Source organism: Pandoraea sputorum, assembly GCF_000814845.2.
Classification (GTDB): domain Bacteria; phylum Pseudomonadota; class Gammaproteobacteria; order Burkholderiales; family Burkholderiaceae; genus Pandoraea; species Pandoraea sputorum.
In genome coordinates, this window is record NZ_CP010431.2 from 2791030 (window position 1) to 2811010 (window position 19981).

13 protein-coding genes are annotated in these 19981 nt (G+C 63.7%); 8 read left to right on the top strand and 5 right to left on the bottom strand.

The window, feature by feature from the left end:
- Positions 1–81: 81 nt before the first annotated feature.
- Entirely contained in the window at positions 82–492 is a 411-nt protein-coding gene (locus tag NA29_RS12350; RefSeq protein WP_039398499.1) for a hypothetical protein, read from the bottom strand.
- A 185-nt stretch (positions 493–677) separates the two neighbouring features.
- Between NA29_RS12350 and NA29_RS12355 the strand changes: the two genes are divergently transcribed.
- Together NA29_RS12355 and NA29_RS12360 are read left to right on the top strand one after the other, a co-directional pair.
- Complete coding sequence (locus NA29_RS12355; RefSeq protein ID WP_442756986.1) at positions 678–1751, top strand: Lnb N-terminal periplasmic domain-containing protein; 1074 nt, start codon at positions 678–680, stop codon at positions 1749–1751.
- Positions 1748–3871 carry an esterase/lipase family protein gene (locus NA29_RS12360; protein ID WP_072633271.1) on the top strand — a complete coding sequence of 708 codons (2124 nt, stop codon included), beginning with the start codon at positions 1748–1750 and terminating at the stop codon, positions 3869–3871. Before NA29_RS12355 ends, NA29_RS12360 begins: the two co-directional genes overlap by 4 nt.
- A 16-nt stretch (positions 3872–3887) precedes the next feature.
- Here the strand turns inward: NA29_RS12360 and NA29_RS12365 are convergent, their stop codons facing one another.
- Both NA29_RS12365 and NA29_RS12370 read right to left on the bottom strand, forming a co-directional pair.
- Positions 3888–4502, bottom strand: a complete 615-nt coding sequence (locus tag NA29_RS12365; RefSeq protein WP_039398501.1) for a putative pterin-binding protein — start codon at positions 4500–4502, stop codon at positions 3888–3890.
- 154 nt (positions 4503–4656) lie between these two features.
- Entirely contained in the window at positions 4657–6531 is a 1875-nt protein-coding gene (locus NA29_RS12370; protein ID WP_072633272.1) for a sulfatase family protein, read from the bottom strand.
- A 210-nt stretch (positions 6532–6741) separates the two neighbouring features.
- Here NA29_RS12370 and NA29_RS12375 point away from each other — a divergent pair, with 210 nt between their 5' ends.
- The 5 genes from NA29_RS12375 (at position 6742) to NA29_RS12395 (ending at position 14320) form a co-directional block, all read left to right on the top strand.
- Entirely contained in the window at positions 6742–7728 is a 987-nt protein-coding gene (locus tag NA29_RS12375; RefSeq protein WP_167370896.1) for a LysR family transcriptional regulator, read from the top strand.
- A 108-nt stretch (positions 7729–7836) separates the two neighbouring features.
- Positions 7837–10137, top strand: coding sequence for a 5-methyltetrahydropteroyltriglutamate--homocysteine S-methyltransferase (gene metE, locus NA29_RS12380; protein ID WP_039398503.1), 2301 nt, complete (start codon positions 7837–7839; stop codon positions 10135–10137).
- Positions 10138–10447: 310 nt separating this feature from the next.
- Complete coding sequence (locus tag NA29_RS12385; RefSeq protein WP_039398505.1) at positions 10448–11107, top strand: response regulator transcription factor; 660 nt, start codon at positions 10448–10450, stop codon at positions 11105–11107.
- The gene (locus tag NA29_RS12390) at positions 11086–12507 is read left to right on the top strand and encodes a sensor histidine kinase (RefSeq protein ID WP_052252880.1); all 1422 of its coding nucleotides are present in this window, start codon (positions 11086–11088) and stop codon (positions 12505–12507) included. The genes NA29_RS12385 and NA29_RS12390 overlap by 22 nt, the downstream gene beginning before the upstream one ends.
- Positions 12508–12559: 52 nt before the next feature.
- The gene (locus NA29_RS12395) at positions 12560–14320 is read left to right on the top strand and encodes a glycosyltransferase family 39 protein (RefSeq protein WP_039403279.1); all 1761 of its coding nucleotides are present in this window, start codon (positions 12560–12562) and stop codon (positions 14318–14320) included.
- A 94-nt stretch (positions 14321–14414) separates the two neighbouring features.
- Here NA29_RS12395 and NA29_RS12400 read toward each other — a convergent pair whose 3' ends face one another.
- Both NA29_RS12400 and NA29_RS12405 read right to left on the bottom strand, forming a co-directional pair.
- Positions 14415–15245, bottom strand: coding sequence for a family 1 encapsulin nanocompartment shell protein (locus NA29_RS12400; RefSeq protein ID WP_039398507.1), 831 nt, complete (start codon positions 15243–15245; stop codon positions 14415–14417).
- Positions 15242–16363 carry a Dyp-type peroxidase gene (locus tag NA29_RS12405; protein WP_039398509.1) on the bottom strand — a complete coding sequence of 374 codons (1122 nt, stop codon included), beginning with the start codon at positions 16361–16363 and terminating at the stop codon, positions 15242–15244. Before NA29_RS12405 ends, NA29_RS12400 begins: the two co-directional genes overlap by 4 nt.
- Before the next feature lie 349 nt (positions 16364–16712).
- On the opposite strand from NA29_RS12405, the gene NA29_RS12410 reads away from it, so the two are divergent.
- The gene (locus NA29_RS12410) at positions 16713–19925 is read left to right on the top strand and encodes an efflux RND transporter permease subunit (protein ID WP_052252881.1); all 3213 of its coding nucleotides are present in this window, start codon (positions 16713–16715) and stop codon (positions 19923–19925) included.
- Positions 19926–19981: the final 56 nt, after the last annotated feature.

Sequence of the window (19981 nt, forward strand, 5' to 3'; positions counted from 1 at the left end):
CCCGGCCGGGCACGCAGACCAACGGGTCGACGAAACCAACAGAGGCAACAAAGACGAAGACGCCAGCGTCGGCGCACTGACCTAGCGAGGCTTATTCGCGGCTGGACCAAAGTCCGGGTCGGAGCCGAACGTCTTGCCGCGCGGCACATTGGCGCAGGCGGGCAAGTCCGGGAAGTCGGTGCAGATGATCCGCCGGTCCTGATACTGGAATCCGTGGTCGATCATGCACAACTCGCCCTTGGCGAAGTCGTTGAGCGTCATGTCCTTGCGGTCGACGTAAGCCGAGTTGGGGAAGCCGCATGCCAGCATGGCATTGCGCACGCCCTGCTCGTCGACACCGCGCTTTGCCCAGAGCTTGTAGAGCGGTGGCGAGGGCTGAAATGGGCGCGTGGTGCAGGCGGCGAGCCCGACGGCGCCAAGCGTCACCATCAGCAAGGTGCTCCATCGAACCCGTCCAGCGATATGAAGCCCCCCCTTGGGATGCTTCAGCATGCCAACCTCATAACGTCTCCAATTCGTGAAGTGAATGTGCGAAATCCGCGTCTAAGTCGCACGGATTGTGGGGCATTGTAGCGCCACGCCGCACCAATAAATGACGACCGGGTGCAGGGTTGTAGGCGCCAGCAGCCGGTCTACTGGTATTCTTCGGCGCTGAACCGGATTGAATTCTGCGAAACATGGTGCAACTGCAATCCCATGCTGGCGACGCGCTCGCCAGCCATCACATCGCGTGGTACGTCTACATGCTGCGCTCGTTCCTCGCCCTGCTTGTGCTGGGTGCATGCGCCTGGGGGGCGATGGCCCTCGCCTACCGTTGCCCGGGGCCGACGCTCGTGCGCTATCTCGTGATCGCCGTCTGGGTACTGCTCGGGGTTGTTGCGATCGTTGCGCTCTTGCGTGTGCGCGCCGGTATGCCGCTGCGGGGTTGGCCGCTCGCCTTTCTGATCGCGCTCGTGCTGCTCATCGGCTGGTGGCAGACAATCCGCGCCTCGAACGACCGCCTCTGGGCGGCCGACGTTGCGCAATTGCTCGACTCCCGAATCGACGGCGAACACGTCACGCTGCACAACGTGCGCAACTTCGAATGGCGCACGGAAACCGACTTTACGCCCCGTTGGGAAACCCGCGAGTACGATCTCGACAAGCTGGAGAGTGCCGATCTCGTCCTGTCGTACTGGATGGGCCCGGCGATTGCCCACACGCTGGTGTCGTTCGGCTTCTCCGACGGCCGCCGCGTGGTCTTTTCCATCGAGATTCGCAAGAAGCAAGGCCAGAAATTCTCGGCCATCGGCGGGTTCTTCAAAGACTTCGAAGCCACGCTCGTGGCCGCCGACGAGCGCGACATTCTGCGGGTTCGCAGCAATGTGCGCGGCGAGACGACCTACCTGTATCGACTCAACATCCCGCCCAAACAACTGCGTGACGTGTTCCTCGGCTATCTCGCCCGTGCGCGCGAACTGCACGATACGCCCGCCTGGTACAACACGCTCACGAGCAACTGCACGACCATCGTCTTCGAGATCGCCCGCCTCATCGCGCCGGGATTGCCGCTCGATTACCGGTTACTGCTATCGGGGTACTTCGCCGAGTACGCCTACGATCAGGGCGGTCTGACACCGGGCTTCACCTACGCGCAACTTTATGAACGCGGCAATTTCGTTGCCCGGGCACTGGCCGCAGGCGACTCGCCCGAGTTCTCGACCCTCATCCGTCAGGGCGTGCCAGGCGACGATCCGAAGGTGACGCCATGATCTCGTTGCATGCCTCTGGCAAGGCGCGCTCGCTGCGGCGGGCGGCCATGCTGATGGCGGCCGTATTGCTGACGGCCCTATCCGGGTGTGCGATGGTGGAAGTCCGCTCGCTCGGCCCCGAGCAGTACATCGCCATGAAACGCGGCGACATTCTGTCGACCGGCAAGCTCAGCGCCTCGACCGATGAAACGGTTCGCGTGGCAGGCCTCGACGAAACCCTTTGCGCCAAATCTTCGCTCGACTGTATCGACGCGTTGGGCCGTGCCAAGGAGATCAACGTCGACCGGCGGCTCGCGGCCATGGCCGAAATGTCGATGCAGCTCGCCATCGCGCAAACACCTACGGGCGAGCGGCAATGGAACGACGCACAGTTCGATCTGTGGCTGCGCTCGGCACGCTACGCCTACGCGTACCTGTTCTACGGCGACCGTCCGTCGAGCGAACGGGCCTTCGAAGACCGTCAAACGCAGGTCCGTGACTACTACAACTACGCGGTGCAGAATTTCTCGGTTGCGTTGTTCCGTCGCGTGCAGCAAACGGGCAGCGACAAGATAGCGGGATGGCTTCTGCCGGTCGACGCCAGCAGCGTGCGGTTCGCCGATAACCGCGTCCAGCCGCGCGAAGTCTTGCCCGCGTCCACGCTGTCGTTCGCCGGGTTGCGCAGCCCGTATCGACGCGACGGTTTCGGCGCTGAGCTGGTGGCCGTGCTCGATGAGAAGTCCGCCGCCGAGGCGCTCGCCGCCGCCGCCCAGAACCCGACGCCCCGCGGCGACGCGGCAACCGGTCCGGACAACCGCGACACGACACTTCACCCGCGCGAAAGCCGCGCATCGCGCGATTTCCGCCGCGCGACCGACCCCAACGCCGGGCCGGTGTTCAGCGAGATGCCCTCACCGTCACTCACGCTGCTGTTGCGCTTTGACGGCACGACGCTCGAACAGGTCCTCACGACGAAGGTCGCTACGCTGGTGGTCTACGACCCGTACCGGCAGACGTCCGTCGAGCTGAATCATCAGACGGTGCCGCTGGCGGGCAACTTCACGGCCGGTTACGGACTGTGGCTGGCGCGCTCGGGCTTCGCCGAGCAGTCGCTGCGCACGCTGTTCGGACGCGACCGAGGCATCGTGCGCCCCCACATCTACCTGATGCAGCCATTCGATCCGGGACGCCGCGTCATCCTGATGCTGCATGGGCTGGCCAGCAGCCCGGAGGCGTGGGTGAATCTCGCCAACGAAATTCAGGGCGACACGACGCTGCGCGAGCACTTCCAGGTCTGGCAGGTCTATTACCCGACGAATGCACCGATTCTCGTGAACGCGATGGCCATTCGTAACGCGTTCGAGACGACGCTCAAGCACTTCGACCCGGACGGCCTGTCTGCCGCGTCGCACGAAGCGGTCGTCATCGGACACAGCATGGGCGGCGTGATCGCGCGCCTGATGGTGTCCAGTTCGGACGATCAGCTCTGGGACACCTTCCAGAACGAGTACCACCTGGACGAAGATCAGATCGACCGCGCTCGCGACCGACTCAATCCACTGTTCAGCTTCAAGCCGGTGCCGCAGTTCGAGCGTGCCATCTTCATCGCCGCACCGCACCGGGGCACGCCGTTCGCCCGCAACCGCATCGGACGCTGGGTCTCGAACCTGATCAAACTACCGGTCACGCTGCTCTCGGGGATCGACGACGTGCTGCACTACGCGACCGGCTCCGAAGACAGTCCGTCGGAGGGCAAGACACGCTACGTGCCGAACAGCGTCGATCAGTTGCGTGACGACGATCCCTACGTGATGGCTGCGGCCGGGCTGAAGATCTCACCGTCCGTGCAATACCACTCGATCATCGCGCGGCGCGACGCCAAGGGGCCGCTGGAGGCGTCGAGCGATGGTGTGGTGCCATACACGAGCGCGCATCTCGCGGGGGCGCAGTCCGAGCGTGTCATCGTCGCAGGACACAGCGTGCAGGAGACGCCGCAGGCGATTCTGGAGATCCGGCGCATCCTGCACGAAGACGTCGACGAACTCGAACCGATCAAGCTGCCCGGGCGGGTGAACCCGTATCAGGCGATCAATCCCCCGCCGCGCGCGACGTCGACGCCGGGACGCCCGACATCGTACTAAGACAGGATCGGGCGCGTCAGGAAACGGCGTTGACCTGAATGTGATACACGCCCCACGGACATAGGGTGAACTGCTCCTTGAGCGGTTTACCCGCCAGCGCCGGGATCGCGGCCGGGTCGTACACGGCCCAGAGCGGCCCGAGACCGCCTAGCGCGAGCGGCTTGTCGTCGATATGCGTGGCGAGCAGGAAGCCGTACTCCCGCACCTGCCCTATCGTGGTCGCCACCACGTAGCCGTCAATCGCGCGCAGCAACACCTGCGTGAGCGGATTCGACGGCGCCCCCGACTGCACCAGCACATCCGCCAGACGCGGCCCGCGCAACGAGTGCGGCTTTGCGTCGTACTCCAGCGTGGGGCGAATCGTCTGCGCTGGCATGCGCGTGAGCATGGCGAAGTCGAGCGCATACGCCGCGTCGAATTGCACGAGTTGCTTGTGAAACAGTTGATCGAGCGCCGGGTCGACCGGCCCCCGGTTGTGACGCGCAATCGCACCGCTGAGCGTGACGAGCGGTGTTGACGCCGGTGCAGCGGTGGCCGAGGTGGCGGAAGTGCCCGCGGCGCCCGGCTTGGCAAAGACAGGCACCGTTGCGCCCAGTGCCACGGCACCGGCAAGGAATTCACGTTTCTTCATAGCGTTGGCGATAGCGAATGACGGAGGCGGCAAACCCATGCGGGAGGAGCCTCGGCTCGCTCCCATGAGGTCGCAAGAGCGTACCACCGATGTCATTCGACAGGCCAACGGCAACGGCGTCGCCGCCGTGCCGTCAGGTCAACGCGCAGTTGAATCAGCCGACCTGCGTTTCGAACGTGAAATGCACGCGTCCGTCGCGGATCGGTAGGATGTCGGCGCGATCTTCGCCCACTTCCGTGTCCAGCCGATCGTTGAGCAGCGTGTTCATCGCCATCAGCAACGCGCCGTTGCTACGGGCGTCGAGCGCCAGATTGCGCGACTCCGTCGGATCGGCGTGCAGATCGTAGAGTTCGACGTCGTTACTGGCGAACAGCGCCTCCAGCGACGTCGGCCGATTGAACGCCTTCGGCGAAAAGTAGCGCGAGAAGCGATAGCGGCCGTCGAACACGCTGCGAATCATGCCGCGATGCCGGAAGTCCGGCTGACGTGCGATCACCCGTCGATGGATCTCGTCGACCGGCATGCCCTTTTGCCGCAATGTCGCATATTCCTGCGCGAGCCACTCGCTGTCGTAGAAGAGCAGCATGGCGTAGTTGAACAGGGTGGCCGGACGCAGCGCATCGACCGCCTGCCTCTCAGGTCGGCGCAGCAGTGGCGTGAGGTCATGCCCATGCGCGGCCTTGCCAGCAATGCGGGCCACGCTCTCGGCGTCCAGCCCCGTCAATCCGAGCAACGTCGGCGTGATATCCACGTGCGAGCTGAGCGCGGCGCATTGCTTCCCGCCCGGATACGCCGGATGACGAATCACGAGCGGTACGTGATTCTGCTCGCGATAGGTCGTCGGCCCCTTGCCTACCAGCTTGTGCGCACCGACGTGATCGCCATGATCGGCACTCATCACGACGATGGTGTTCTTGTCGACACCCAGTTCGCGCAGCGTATCGAGCAGCGTCACGACATGGGTGTCGCAGTCGCGGATGCAGTTGAAGTAATAGTCCTGATAGACCTGAAGACGTGCGTCGTCTAACGGATAGTCCCCGACCAGCACGCCCTCGGCCGCGTTGTAGACGCCGTGCGCAGCGGGTCGCCCGGGTGCATCGTAGGCCTGCTTACGTGTGGCTGCGAGCGGTACATCCCAGTGCTTATCGTAAAGACTGTCCTTCGGCGGACGGGCGTTGCCCAGCGTCGGCTTGCTGGCGTTTTGCGTATCGACGCCCGCCGGATCGGTGTTCAGGAACATCGCGTCGTGCGGGTTGACGAGATTCACTGCCATGAACCACGGCTTCTGTTCGCTCGCCAGTTGTGCGCCGCGTCCGCGCAGCCACGACACAGCGGACGACGTCGTCAATCCGTCGTAGGTATAGCCCCCGCGCACACGCCCGATCAGATCGCCCACGCCGAAGTAGTCGTCGAATCCGTACGAGCGAATCAGCGCGTTGTATTCCTGCGTTGGCGTGTCGTAGGGTGTGTGATTGTGGTGCAGTTTGCCGCTCAGATGCCATTTGCCGAGATACGCCGCGTAGTACCCGGCGTCGCGCATCATGTGGCCGATCGTGCGGATATCGGTCGACATATCCGGCTGCCACGGAATGCCGCAGTTGTCGAACACGCGCGTGTGCTGGATGTGCTGGCCGGTGTAGACGACAGAGCGCGACGGCGAACACACGCACGCCGCAATCTGATGATTCATGAACGTCACCCCCTCACGGCGCAGCCGTTCGCGGCCCGGCACCGGAAACGGCCACTTGTCGAAATGCCGCTCCTGATCGGTGAGGATGAACAGGATGTTGTAGCCCTTAGGTGCGGTCGCCGGGGCTTGCGTCGGCATGACGTAACCGTCGTCGGCCGCGTGCTGGGTCGGCGATGCCGCTCCCGTGGCCGACATGGCCGACGGCACCAGCCCGGCCGATGCCATCGCGACACCCGCCTGCTTCAGAAAATCGCGTCGCGCATTGCGGTTGGGCGCATCAGGCTGTATCGCGGATGTGGCGTCGGCGGTCGTGGGGGATGAAGGTTTTCGTGTCGTCATGCGTCTCGCTCCTGATGAGGTGCCAGCGTCGTGTCGTGCGCCAGCTACCGGATGGGAGTCTCATTATTCGGTTGAATTCTGAACAAATCGATGAAAAGTCACTTCACATTCATTACCCGCAGAACATCAATAGTGCGGTAACGTATCGGCAACTCATCGATGCATTGCCTCGCCGACATGACCGAAGACTCCCGCGCGCGCCGAGATTCATTGCCTCAGTCTCATTTGCCTCCGTCTCATTTGCCGCCGCCCGAACTCGCCCGTCAGATTCCGGCCGTCCTGCGCAAACTCCGGATCCGCGATCTTGAGACGCTGCGCTGGCTGGGCCGCACGCGCAGTTTCGCCCGCACGGCGGAAGCTGCCGCGATCACCCAGCCCGCGTTGTCGAAGTGGCTGCGTGAGATCGAGGACGCACTGGGCGTGTCGTTGTTCGAGCGCACTACCCGGCGCGTGACCCCGACCCCGTACGGCGACGCCCTGCTCGAACGCGCCGAGCGCATGCTGACGGATCTGGCGGGCGTTGCACCGGCCATGCAGGCGTTACGCGACGGACTTGCGCGGCCGGTCAACGTCGGCGTCCTGCCGGGCATGGCAAGCGTGCTCATGCCGCAAACGCTCGCGCGACTGGAACGCACGGGGCCGACGCTTCGCATCAATCTGTTCGAAGACACGCTCGACCGCCTGCTGCCCCGCGCGCACTGGCATGAGATCGATCTGCTCGTCTGCCGGTTAGACGAAACCGCCATGAACGCGGGCTTCGGCACCGTACCGCTGTATGAAGACGACGTGCGGGTATTCGGCGCGCGAAACCACCCGCTGGCATCGCACCCGTCGCCCGGCTGGCCCGACGTCGCACGCTATCCGTGGATCGTTCCACCGCCCGGCACCCCGATGCGACGAGCCATCGATACCGAATTCGCCCATCACGGGCTGCCGCTGCCACGCGTGGTCATGGAGTCGGTCACGCTCATGACCAATGCGAGCACCGCGCAGGTCATGCCCTGTCTCTTCCTCGCGTCCACGCTGGGCGTGGCGCGATCGCCGCTCGCCCCGACGCTTCATGACTTCGGGCTGCCGTTCTCTCACGTCGCCCCCACCGTCGGCGTCCTGCATGGGCACGCGCCGAGTGCCGCTACCCTTGCACTCATCGACGTCTTGCAGGACGTTTCGCGCACCCTCACGGCATCGTCATCATGAATAGAATTAACGTTATCGAGAAATAAGACCATTTTCATTCATGAATTGAAATCTCTATGATCGATGTCACCGTATCAATTCCTCCAGTGACAAGGGTCGATAGAGAACATGGCAAAGACACACAATCTGGGATTCCCGCGCATTGGCGCGAAGCGTGAGCTGAAGTTCGGTCAGGAAGCGTACTGGAAGGGTCAATCGTCGCGCGACGAACTGAAGGCGCTCGGTGCCTCACTGCGTCTGCGTCATTGGCAGGATCAGGTGGCGCTGGACCTGGCCCCGGTCGGCGACTTTGCGTTCTACGATCACGTACTGGACATGAGCTTCACGCTGGGCAATTTACCCAAGCGCGTACAAGGCTTTCACGGCGACGCACTGGACAACTATTTCCGCGTGGCCCGTGGCCGCTCGGCCCAGAGCGCCGAAGTACACGCCGAAGCCCACGCCGACTGCTGCAGCGGTGTTGCAGCAGGCGAGATGACGAAGTGGTTCGACACGAACTACCACTACATCGTCCCCGAGTTCGCCGCGGACACGACCTTCACACTGGACGCGTCGCGCCTCGTCGAGCAACTCACCGAAGCGCGCGCCGCCGGGGTGAAGGCCAAGCCGGTCATCGTCGGCCCTGTCACGTACCTGTGGCTCGGCAAGTCGAAAGACGACAGCGACAAGCTGGCGCTGCTGCCGCGCCTGTTGCCCGTCTACGTGAAACTGCTGGAGACGCTCGCTGCACGAGGCGTGGAATGGGTGCAGATCGACGAGCCGATCCTCGTCACCGAACTGGATGCCGAATGGCGGACAGCCTTCGAAACCGCCTACGCCGCGCTCGCCGCCGCGCCGGTCAAACGTCTGCTTGCCACGTACTTCGGTGAACTGCAAGAGAACTTGCCACTGGCGTGCAGCCTGCCGGTCGACGGTCTGCACATCGACGCAGTGAATGCGCAACGTGAAGTCGCCGAGGTCATCGCTGCGCTGCCGACGGACAAGGTCGTCTCGGTCGGCGTGGTCAACGGTCGCAACATCTGGAAGTCGGATCTGGCGGCCGTGTTGGACTGGCTGGAGCCGATGGCGAAACGCCTGGGGGAGCGTCTGTGGATCGCGCCGTCGTGCTCGCTGCTGCACGTGCCAGTCGATCTGGACAGCGAACAGAAGCTCGACGCCGAGATCCGGTCGTGGCTCGCCTTCGCCAAACAGAAGCTCACTGAAGTGACGGTGCTGGCCCGCGCCATCAATGAAGGACGCGACGCTGTGGCCGCCGAACTGCGCGCCAATGCCGCCGCCATCGCCAGCCGCCGTGCGTCGCCGCGCGTACACAACCCGGCCGTCAAGACGGCGGTCGAACGGATCGAAGCCGCCTTGGGTCGTCGCAAGCGTCCATATGCCGAACGGGCACCGAAGCAGGCCGCGCGACTGAACCTTCCGCGCTACCCGACCACGACCATCGGCTCGTTCCCGCAAACGGCCGAGATCCGCAACGCCCGCAGCCAGTACAAAGCGGGCGAACTGGATCAAGCGAGTTACGTGGCTGCGATGAAAAAGGAAATCGAGCGCAGCGTGCGTGAGCAGGAAGCGCTCGGGCTGGATGTGCTGGTGCACGGCGAAGCCGAACGCAACGACATGGTCGAGTACTTCGGTGAGCAGCTCGAAGGCTATGCGTTCAGCCAATTTGGCTGGGTGCAGTCGTACGGCTCGCGCTGCGTGAAGCCACCAATCATGTTCGGCGACATCAGCCGTCCGAAGGCCATGACGGTCGAGTGGATCAAGTACGCACAATCCCTGACCAGCAAGCCGATGAAGGGCATGTTGACCGGTCCGGTCACAATTCTGAACTGGTCGTTCGTGCGCGACGACCAGCCGCGCTCGGTCTCGTGCTTCCAGCTCGCACTCGCAATCCGAGAGGAAGTGCTGGATCTGGAGCGTGCCGGTGTGCGCGTGATCCAGATCGACGAAGCGGCGCTGCGCGAAGGCCTGCCGCTGCGACGTTCGCAATGGGCGACCTATCTGCACTGGGCGGTCGAGTCGTTCCGCATCACGGCGAACGGCGTGCAGGACGACACGCAGATCCATACGCATATGTGCTATTCGGAGTTCAACGACATCATCGCAGCCATCGCCGAGATGGATGCCGACGTGATCACCATCGAGACCTCGCGCTCGGATATGGAACTGCTCGACGCGTTCGACTCGTTCCAGTACCCGAACGAGATCGGACCGGGTGTGTACGACATTCACTCGCCCAACATCCCGACGCAGGATCACATGGTCTCGCTCATGAAGAAGGCCGCCGAGCGCATTCCGGCGCAACGTCTGTGGGTCAACCCCGACTGCGGACTGAAGACGCGTCAGTGGGCGGAAGTCATTCCGGCGCTGCAAAACATGGTCGCCGCAGCGAAGACGCTTCGCGCGCAGTAAGTCCCACTCGCTGCCCGCATTCCGACGGATTCGCGCACCAGGAAAATGCCTCCAATGAACGGGCCGACGAAATGTCGGCCCGTTTGCATTGGGGCACGGAAACGGCCCCAGCCATCACGGCACTTGAGGAATCGTCGCTAAGTCATTGATTGATGAAGTGTTTGCATGGCATAGTCGCGCCAACGCACACGCGCACGAGCTAAGTTTCTCCTAAGTTTCGCGCGCTATCGTGCGCCCGTGCCATCCATCCGTGGATGGCACGGATTAGGCGTAGGCTGATCCCAGCACGCCAGAATGCGTTCGGAAACCCATGCGGATATTGCTTGTAGAAGACGACGCCATGATCGGTGAGGCCATGATGCAGGCGCTCAAGGACGCCTCGTACGCCGCCGATTGGTGTCGCGACGGCGACGCCGCGCTCGCCGCCCTCGCCGCTCATGCGTACGACCTCATGCTGCTCGACCTCGGTCTGCCCGGTCGGGACGGCTGGGACGTACTGCGCGCCCATCGCGGCGCTGGCGGGCGCACGCCGATCATCGTCGTTACCGCCCGCGACGGCGCGGAGGACATCATTCAGGGCCTCGATCTCGGGGCAGACGATTTCGTCGTCAAGCCCTTTGAAGTGGGTGAGTTGCTCGCCAGAATGCGCGCGGTCATCCGACGTCACGCAGGGGTGGCCGTGCCGGTGCTGACCAACGGCGCGCTTGCACTCGATCCGGCAACGCATCAGGCGACGTACGGCGAGAACAGTTGCGTTCTGTCCGCGCGCGAATACGCGCTGCTCCACGCGCTGATGCTGCGCCCCGGCACGATCCTCTCGCGCGACGCGCTCGAACATCGCCTGTACGGCTGGGGCGAAGAGATCGAGAGCAATATGATCGACTTCCTGATCCATTCGATTCGCAAGAAGCTTGGCGCCGACGTCATTCGCAACATCCGCGGTGCAGGATGGCTGGTGCCCAAGGCATGATGCGTTCGTTGCAGTCACGGCTCGTCGTTACGCTCTCGGCCTGCGCGCTGGGGCTGGCCATCGTCGCGGGCTTCGTCTCGTACGGTGCGGCCTTTCGCGAAGCCTATCGGTTTCAGGACGACCAACTGCTGCAACTCGCCGCGCTCGTCGACACGCGCAATCTGGCCGGTGCCGATTCGGCCATGCACGGTCTGCCGATTCAGGATCACGACTACCGTCTCACCGTTCAGCGCCTTGGCGGTACCTTTCCCGTGACGCTGTCCGACGGCTTCCACACCGTCAACACCGGCGACCATACCTGGCGCGCCTTCGTGCGCACCATCGAACCGGACCTGCGCATTGTCGTGGCGCAGCCAACGGAAGGCCGCAACGAAATCGCGCGCAATAGCGGACTGCGTACCGCAATGCCCTTCGTCGGATTCCTGCCGCTGCTCATCGCCGCCATTGTGCTGACGGTGCGCCGCGCCTGGCGGCCCGTGCAACAACTGGCCGCCGAAGTGGACAAGCGCCGCGATACCGATCTGCGCGGCCTCGACACGCAAGGCGCACCCACGGAAATCGAGCCGTTCATCGTGTCGATCAACCGTTTGCTGGCGCGGCTGGCCAAGGCGCTCGACGAGCAACGCCGTTTCGTGGCGGACGCCGCGCACGAACTGCGCTCGCCGGTCACCGCGCTGGTGATTCAGTCCGAGAACCTCGACCGGGCACTCGCTCCGGCGGCGCTCGATGCCGAAACGCGTCACCGCCTGACCAAACTCAAGAGCGGGCTGCATCGCACGCGCACGCTGATCGAACAGTTGCTGACGCTGGCCCGGGCCCAGAGCGCGCCGACCGTTCCGGCCAATCCCCTGATGTTGCTCCCTGCTGTGCACGAAGCGCTCGAAGATGTGTTCGTGCTGGCGGATCGCAAGCAGATCATGCTCGATCTGTCGGACGCGTCGACCGGTGTGCCGCGCCGCTCCGGCCTACGCGTTGCAGGGTCGAAGCGCGACATCGTCACGTTGCTGAGCAATATTGTCGGCAACGCCGTACGCTATACGCCTGCCGGTGGCACCGTCACCGTGCAGTTGTCGGCCAAGGGCGCCGATGTCCTGATCGACGTGATCGACTCAGGCCCCGGGATCGACATCGACAAGCGCGAACGCGTGTTCGATGCGTTTTACCGCGCCACCGATCACCGCGAACCACGCGAACACGGTGGCGACGGGACCGGACTGGGGCTGGCGATCGTGCGCGCCATCGTCGACCGCCTCGGCGGGCAGGTGCATCTGACAGACGCGCGCCTGTCGCCGCCGCGTGGGCTGCACGTCCGGGTCACGCTGCCGAATCCCGATGTCGCCGCCTCACCCGATGCGCCCGATGCGCAGGCCGGTGGGTCTGGTCAGCCGCGTCAGTCCTGAACCGAACACCCAACGACCTCAATTCATCCTCAAGACCGGAAGCCTCGTATTCATGTCTACACGTCCTCAACGTGACGCCGGGTTAGAACCCTGGCCGATTTCCCCCGCCGCCCTGCTCTGGCTGATCGCCATGTTCGCGTTGGTCTGGTTCGGTGTCCTGAACCTGCGCCATCTGATTCCCAGCGACGAAGGCCGCTACGCCGAGATGGCGCGCGAAATGCTGGCGACCGGCGACTGGGTCACGCCGCGTTACAACGGCTATCTGTACTTCGAAAAGCCGCCGCTCCAGACCTGGATGAACGCCCTCACGTTCATGGTCTTCGGGCTGGGCGACTGGCAGGCGCGCCTGTGGACGGCGCTGACCGGGTTCGGCGGCGTGCTGCTCGTGGGATACACGGGCCGTCGTGTGTTCAGCGCCCGCGCAGGTCTGTTCGCCGCGCTGGCACTGGCAAGCGCCCCGCTGTGGAGCCTGCTCGGCCACTTCAACGTGCTGGACATGGGCTTGTCGTTCATGATGACGCTGGTCCTGTGCGCGCTGCTGCTGGCACAACGCCCGGGTCTCACCCACACGCAAACCCGCAACTGGATGTGGCTGTGCTGGGCGGCGATGGGCTTGTCGATTCTGAGCAAGGGGCTGATCGGTGTGGTCCTGCCCGGTGCCGTACTCGTCATCTACACGCTGATCGCGCGTGACTGGGCCTTATGGAAGCGCCTGCACATCGTCAGCGGCCTGATCGTGATGCTGGCCATCACGGTGCCGTGGTTTGCTGCGGTGATGTCGCGCAATCCGTCGTTCTTCGATTTCTTCTTCATCAACGAGCACTTCAACCGCTTCCTGAAGCCCGACCACCATCGTCCGGGCGCGCTCTGGTACTTCGTGCCCGTGCTGCTGATCGGTTTCCTGCCCTGGCTCTCGACGATCCCGCGCGCGATTGCCGGTTCGCGCGCCGTGCCGCGTCAGGCGAATGGCTTCCGCCCGGTGCTGATGATCGCCGTGTGGGCCGTCTTCATTTTCTGCTTCTTCTCGCTGTCGCACTCGAAGCTCATTTCGTATGTGCTGCCGATCGTCCCGGCCATCGCGATGCTGTTCGGCCTCGGTCTGGCCACCATGACGCGAGAGTCACTGCGCAAGCACCTCGTCGTCTCTGTCGTGCTGTTCATCGCGACGATCGTCACGTGTCTGGTGTTCTTGTCTCATCACTCGGACAGCCGTAACCCTGTGGAGGCGTACCGTACGTTCTCGTACTACTTGTATGCGGCGAGCATCGTCGGCCTCATCGGCATCGGCATCACCCGCTGGCTGAGCACCCGCAGTACCAAGCAGGCACTCATCGCGTTTGCGGGTACGTGGCTGGCCTTCGTGATGATCGGTGGCTCGGGTCACGAAGCGTTCGGTCGCGGAAGTTCGGGGATCGATCTGGTACCGGCAGTGCGTGCAGAGATGGATCGCCTGGGACCGGACACGCCGTTCTACTCGGTCGGCACGCTCGACCACACCATGCCTTACTACCTGCGTCAGCCGATGATCATGGTTGCCGTGCAAGACGAACTGGAGTTCGGCATTTCGCAGGCCCCGGACAGCTGGGTGCCGACGCTTGAGAAGTTCGTGGATGTCTGGATGGAAGATCCCAAGGCGCTCGCGCTGGTCGATCCGGACAAGTTCGCCGTGCTACAGACGTTGAATCTGCCGATGAAGGTGATTGCGCGCGACAACCGTCGCGTGATCATCGAAAAGCCGATGGCTGGCGAACCGTCGGGCAACAGCACGGCACCGGCGGCACCGCCTACGGCGTCATCGCCTGCCGCCAACTGAGCGATTGCCGCCAGATCCGCGGCATAGAAAAACGGCTGAAAGCGGTGCACCGCCTTCAGCCGTTTTTTATTGCGTCGTCAAAGACTTGGACGCGTTACTTCGACTTTTTCTTAGCGCCGGCAGGCTTGGCGTTACCGACCGAAACGCTGGCCTCGGCCGTCAGCATCAGGAACGTGAACGTCTCTTCCAGATACAGTCGAACCGTGGTGGCTGTATGGTCGAGATAGCCGATCGAGATGTCCTGACCGATGTGCATTTCATAGTCACCACCACGCGTCGAGACGATGCAGCCGCCGTCGATGGCCGGAGCCCAGATGATCTCGCCGCTCACGATGTGGCCGATGTGCTCGAGAATCGGATAGCCCTGATCGTTGGCTTCAGCCACGGCGGTATAGGCGTCGGCGCCCAGCAGCACGCTGTACGGACCGTCGACACCTTCCAGACGCAGTTGTTCGAGCGCCTTGGCAATAACCGTCGGATAATCGGCGATGCTGTCCGGCAGCGGCAGCACCGGGTTCGACGTGCCCTGACGCACGCCCGTGATGCGGGCCGCTTCGTAGCCGTCGAAGATCGCGCGATCTTCGGCGTACGCCAGCTTGATTGCGGCGTCTTTGGCCGGTTGCCAGTCCGAGTCGTTCGCGCCGCGCTCGACGTCGTCGACGGCTTCACGCGAGAGTTCGAACGGTACGCGTAGCGCCACGAGCGACAGGACTTCGCGCTGACGCGCGCTCACGCCGTCAAGCGGTGCATCGATCGCTTTCTGATGGCCAGTGCCCACGCCCGAGAGAGCGAGACCACCCGGCCCCTTTACGTCGACAACACGACGGCCAGCGACGGTGCGCTTGAACGTTCGGGCCACTTCTTCTTCGATCTGCGCCCATGCGGCGCTCGAAATGGGGGCCAGTTCGCGATGCAGGTTATTCATGCCTGAGAAACTCCTTTGAGCGATCCGATTTGCAGCGAGCCGTCCGCAACTGCGGGACTCGCCTGATGAGAAGCGGTAGCGGCGTCGAACACTTGCACGCCCGAAGGCTGTGCGTCGATCAACGTCTTGATAACGTGGCCGGATTCGGTGGCGGCCGCTTGTGGCGCACGGTCGGCAAGTGCTTCCAGCAGCGGGGCCGATGGCACGAAGAACAACCCGCCGGTCACGGCCGTGCTGAAGTCCAGCAAGCGGTCGTAATTACCGGGCGGCTTGCCGACGAACATGTTCTCGAGCATCTGCTCGATGGGCCACGGCGAGCGCGCGTATCCGATGAAAAACGTGCCGAACTCCCCCGATCCCGGGCGACCGAACGGCATGTTGTCGCGCAGGATCTTGACCTCACGGCCGTCGACTTCGAGCGTGGTCAGGGCGCTGTGCGAATTGCTCGGTTTCACGTCCTCATCGAGTTCCACGTCCGAGAACTTGGTTCGCCCGATGATGCGTTCCTGCACTTCCACGGGCAGGGCGTTCCAGCCCGTCATGTCGTGCAGGTACTTCTGCACCAGCACATAGCTGCCGCCCGCGAATTCGGGGTCCTCGTCGCCCATGACCGTGAAGTCGAGCGCCTCCTGGCCTTCCGGGTTCTCGGTGCCGTCGACGAAGCCAATCATCGCGCGCATGTCGAAATAGCGGAAGCCGTGCACTTCGTCGACAACGCTCACCGCGTCGCCCAGCTTGTTCAGCAAGAGCGTGGCGAGGTCGAAGCAGAGGTCCATCTGTTCGGCACGAATGTGCAGCAGCAGATCGCCGGGCGTGGCCGGGGCGTGGCGCTTCCCCGCGCCGAATTCACGGAACGGATGCAGCTCGGCCGGACGCGGATCGCCGAACAGGCGGTCCCATGCGCTGTCGCTGAAACCCGCCACACAGGTCAGATTGCCGCTCGGCACACGCTTGCCCACGGATCGGACATACGCGGCAACATCGGCACACCAGCCCCGCACGGCGGCGTGGGCGGCCTCGTCGTCGCGAATCGTGGCGACGAGGAAGATGGCGCTGCGGGTCACTTTGCCGGAAACCGGCTGCGGTTCGGGAGGAGGAGACGTCGGACGTTCGGTCATTGCTTGCCTGCGTGGGACTGGAGTTCGTGACGCTGTCGCCCGCCAACGCCCGGTCCTCGGGCGGACCATAGGCTATCGGACGGCGACTTTTAGTGTGACAACTTTATAACGCAACACGCCGTAATATGCCACTCTCATCGACATGGCGGTGTGTCGGGCCTTATGGGACGGGGGTTTCCGGGCGGCGTCGCGAATTCTGTCAATTTCGCCATATTCGCGCCATTTTGGCGTTGGGGGTGCACCCATAACATGGCGGCGTTCCTTCCGGTACCGATGGCGCGCCCGCGTGCGCGTTGCTGGCGCCGCCCTTGTCCGTACGCCTGTGACTGCGCCCGAGCGCGTCTGAATCATGTGGATTGTCAACGTTGCGCTCAAACGGCCATACACGTTCATCGTGATGGCCATTCTGATCCTGCTCGCCACGCCGCTCGCGCTGTTGCGCACGCCCGTCGACGTGCTGCCGGAAATCAACATCCCCGTCATCAGCATCATCTGGACCTATAACGGCCTGTCCGCACAGGACATCGCCGATCGGATGATCTCCGGCAACGAACGCGGCCTGACGACCACCGTCAACAACATCGAGCACATCGAGTCGCAATCGCTTCCCGGCATCGGCATCATCAAGATCTTCCTGCAACCGACGGCCAATATTCAGACAGCCATCGCACAGGTCGTTGCGGTCGAGCAGGCACAGGTCAAGCAGATGCCCCCCGGCGCCACGCCGCCACTCGTCATCAGCTATTCGGCCTCGTCGATTCCGGTGATGCAACTGGGCCTGTCGAGCCCCAGCCTGTCGGAACCGGCGCTCAACGATACGGCACTGAACTTCCTGCGCCCGCAACTGGTGACGATTCCGGGAGCCGCCGTGCCGTATCCGTACGGCGGCAAGACGCGACTGATCTCGGTGGACATCGACTCACGCGCCCTGCTCGCCAAGGGCTTGACGGCGCAGGACGTGGTCGCCGCCGTCAACGCACAGAATCTGATCTTGCCGACCGGCACGGCGAAGATCGGGCCCCGCGAGTACACCGTCGACATGAACGGCTCACCGCCAACGGTCGAGGGACTGAACAACATTCCGGTGCGCACCGTGAATGGGGCAACGACCTATCTGCGTGAAGTGGCCCACGTTCGCACGGGCTTCTCGCCACAGACGAACATCGTGCGTCAGAACGGCCAGCGGGGCGTGCTGATGTCGATCATGAAGACGGGCGATGCGTCTACGCTGTCTGTCGTCGACGCCATGAAGGCGCTGCTGCCCGAGGCGCGCGCCGCCCTGCCCGCCGACCTGCACATCGCGGCCCTGTTCGATCAGTCGGTCTTCGTGAAAGCCGCCGTGCAGGGTGTGATTCACGAAGCGCTGATCGCCGCCGCCCTTACGGCAGCCATGATTCTGCTGTTCCTCGGCAACTGGCGAAGCACCTGCATCATCGCGATCTCGATTCCGCTCTCGATCCTGTCATCGCTGCTCGCGCTCCATGCGCTCGGGCAGACCATCAACATCATGACGCTGGGCGGACTGGCGCTAGCCGTGGGGATTCTGGTCGACGATGCGACCGTCACCATCGAGAACATCGAGCGACACCTCCACATGGGGACACCGCTACATCAGGCGATTCTCGACGGCGCCGGGGAAATCGCCGTCCCCGCACTCGTCTCGACGCTGTGTATCTGTATCGTCTTCGTGCCGATGTTCTTCCTGACGGGAGTGGCGCGTTACCTGTTCGTGCCGCTGGCCGAGGCGGTGGTGTTCGCGATGCTCGCCTCGTACGTGCTCTCGCGTACGCTGGTGCCCACGCTCGCCATGCTGCTCATGGGGCACGCGCATCCCACGGATCCGAACGCGAAGCCCGACGTGTTCCGCCGCATCTACCGGCGCTTCGACGCCAGCTTCGAGCGCATGCGCGCGGCATACATCGTCGTGCTGTCCACCCTGCTGGTGCGCCGCCGTGTCTTCGCGACAGGCTTCCTGGCGTTCTGCGTGCTGTCGATGGGACTGGTGTTCGCGCTGGGTGCGGACTTCTTCCCGTCGGTCGACGCGGGCAACATCCGCATGCACATGCGCGCACCGACCGGCACACGCATCGAAGAAACGGCGCGTCTGGCCGATCAGGTCGAGAAGGTCGTGCGCGAGGTCGTGCCAGCCAACGAACTCGAAACGATCCTCGACAACCTGGGTCTGCCGTACAGCGGCATCAACCTCTCGTATAGCAACTCGGGCACGATCGGCACGCTCGACGGCGAGATCCAGATTGCGCTCACGCCCGACCATCGTCCGAGCGCGGAGTACATCGACAAGCTGCGCGCCCTGCTGCCGCAGCGCTTCCCCGGCGTGGAGTTCTTCTTTCAACCGGCGGACATCGTTACGCAGATTCTTAACTTTGGTCTGCCCGCCGCCATCGACATCCAGATCAGCGGCAATCAGCAACTGGCGAACTTCGATGTCGCGACCAAACTGCTCAAGCAGGTGCGTCAGGTGCCCGGCACGGTCGACACCCATATTCAGCAACGGGTCAACGCACCGACGATCCATCTGAATATGGACCGCACGCGCTTGCAGCAACTGAACCTGAACGCCAATGCCGTCGCTCAGAACGTGCTGATCTCGCTCTCGGGCAGTTCGCAGACGTCGCCCGGCTTCTGGTTCAACGAGCAGAACGGCGTGGAGTACAGCCTCGCGGTCCAGTCGCCACAGTACCGCATCAGCTCTATCGACGATCTGTTGCGCCTGCCGGTGGCGGGCACGGGCAACAACGGTCAGCCGCAGTTGCTCGCCAACTTCGTGCACGTGGAGCCGACGCAGCAATTCGCCGTGGTCAGCCACTACAACATTCGCCCGGTCATCGACCTCTACGTGAGCGTGGAAGGCCGGGATCTGGGCAGCGTGGCGAGCGATATCAACAAGCTCGTCGCACAGGCCCGTCAGGATCTGCCGCGCGGCAGCCAGATTGTGGTGCGCGGCCAGGTCAGCACGATGCAAAGCTCGTACATGGGGCTGGGCATCGGGGCGGCCATGGCCATCGTGCTCGTCTACCTGCTTATCGTGGTGAATTTCCAGTCGTGGGTCGATCCGCTGATCATCGTGAGCGCCCTGCCCGCCGCGCTGGCCGGCATCGTCTGGATGCTGTTCCTCACCGGCACGCGCCTGTCGGTGCCCGCGCTCACGGGGGCCATCATGACCATGGGGGTCGCGACCGCCAACAGTATTCTCGTGGTGGCGTTCGCGCGGCAACGGATGGAAGCTGGCATGGCACCGCTCAAGGCGGCGCTCGAAGCCGGGGCGAGCCGGATTCGTCCCGTGCTGATGACGGCGCTCGCGATGATCATCGGTATGGTGCCGATGGCGCTCGGTCTGGGTGAAGGCGCAGAACAGAACGCGCCGCTCGGCCGCGCCGTGATCGGCGGGCTGATGTTTGCCACAGTCTCGACGCTATTTTTCGTGCCCCTGGTCTTCGCAGGCGTGCACACGCGACTCGTGCGCCGCAAGGCGCGTCGCGCAGGGAACACGGCCATGCCGACGCATGGCGACCATAGTGACGACAACGATAACGCCAGCTAGTAAGGCACGGCGACCGACACTTCGCACACCAGATATCAAGATTTGACGGGTTGAAC

What these genes read in the sequence shown, in the direction of transcription:
- NA29_RS12395 (WP_039403279.1), top strand. Translation starts at nt 12,560, where the DNA reads ATGTCTACACGTCCTCAACGTGACGCCGGGTTAGAACCCTGGCCGATT.
- NA29_RS12370 (WP_072633272.1), bottom strand. Translation starts at nt 6,531, where the DNA reads ATGACGACACGAAAACCTTCATCCCCCACGACCGCCGACGCCACATCC.
- NA29_RS12390 (WP_052252880.1), top strand. Translation starts at nt 11,086, where the DNA reads ATGGCTGGTGCCCAAGGCATGATGCGTTCGTTGCAGTCACGGCTCGTC.
- NA29_RS12410 (WP_052252881.1), top strand. Translation starts at nt 16,713, where the DNA reads ATGTGGATTGTCAACGTTGCGCTCAAACGGCCATACACGTTCATCGTG.
- NA29_RS12385 (WP_039398505.1), top strand. Translation starts at nt 10,448, where the DNA reads ATGCGGATATTGCTTGTAGAAGACGACGCCATGATCGGTGAGGCCATG.
- NA29_RS12365 (WP_039398501.1), bottom strand. Translation starts at nt 4,502, where the DNA reads ATGAAGAAACGTGAATTCCTTGCCGGTGCCGTGGCACTGGGCGCAACG.
- NA29_RS12360 (WP_072633271.1), top strand. Translation starts at nt 1,748, where the DNA reads ATGATCTCGTTGCATGCCTCTGGCAAGGCGCGCTCGCTGCGGCGGGCG.
- NA29_RS12350 (WP_039398499.1), bottom strand. Translation starts at nt 492, where the DNA reads ATGCTGAAGCATCCCAAGGGGGGGCTTCATATCGCTGGACGGGTTCGA.
- NA29_RS12400 (WP_039398507.1), bottom strand. Translation starts at nt 15,245, where the DNA reads ATGAATAACCTGCATCGCGAACTGGCCCCCATTTCGAGCGCCGCATGG.
- metE (WP_039398503.1), top strand. Translation starts at nt 7,837, where the DNA reads ATGGCAAAGACACACAATCTGGGATTCCCGCGCATTGGCGCGAAGCGT.
- NA29_RS12355 (WP_442756986.1), top strand. Translation starts at nt 678, where the DNA reads ATGGTGCAACTGCAATCCCATGCTGGCGACGCGCTCGCCAGCCATCAC.
- NA29_RS12405 (WP_039398509.1), bottom strand. Translation starts at nt 16,363, where the DNA reads ATGACCGAACGTCCGACGTCTCCTCCTCCCGAACCGCAGCCGGTTTCC.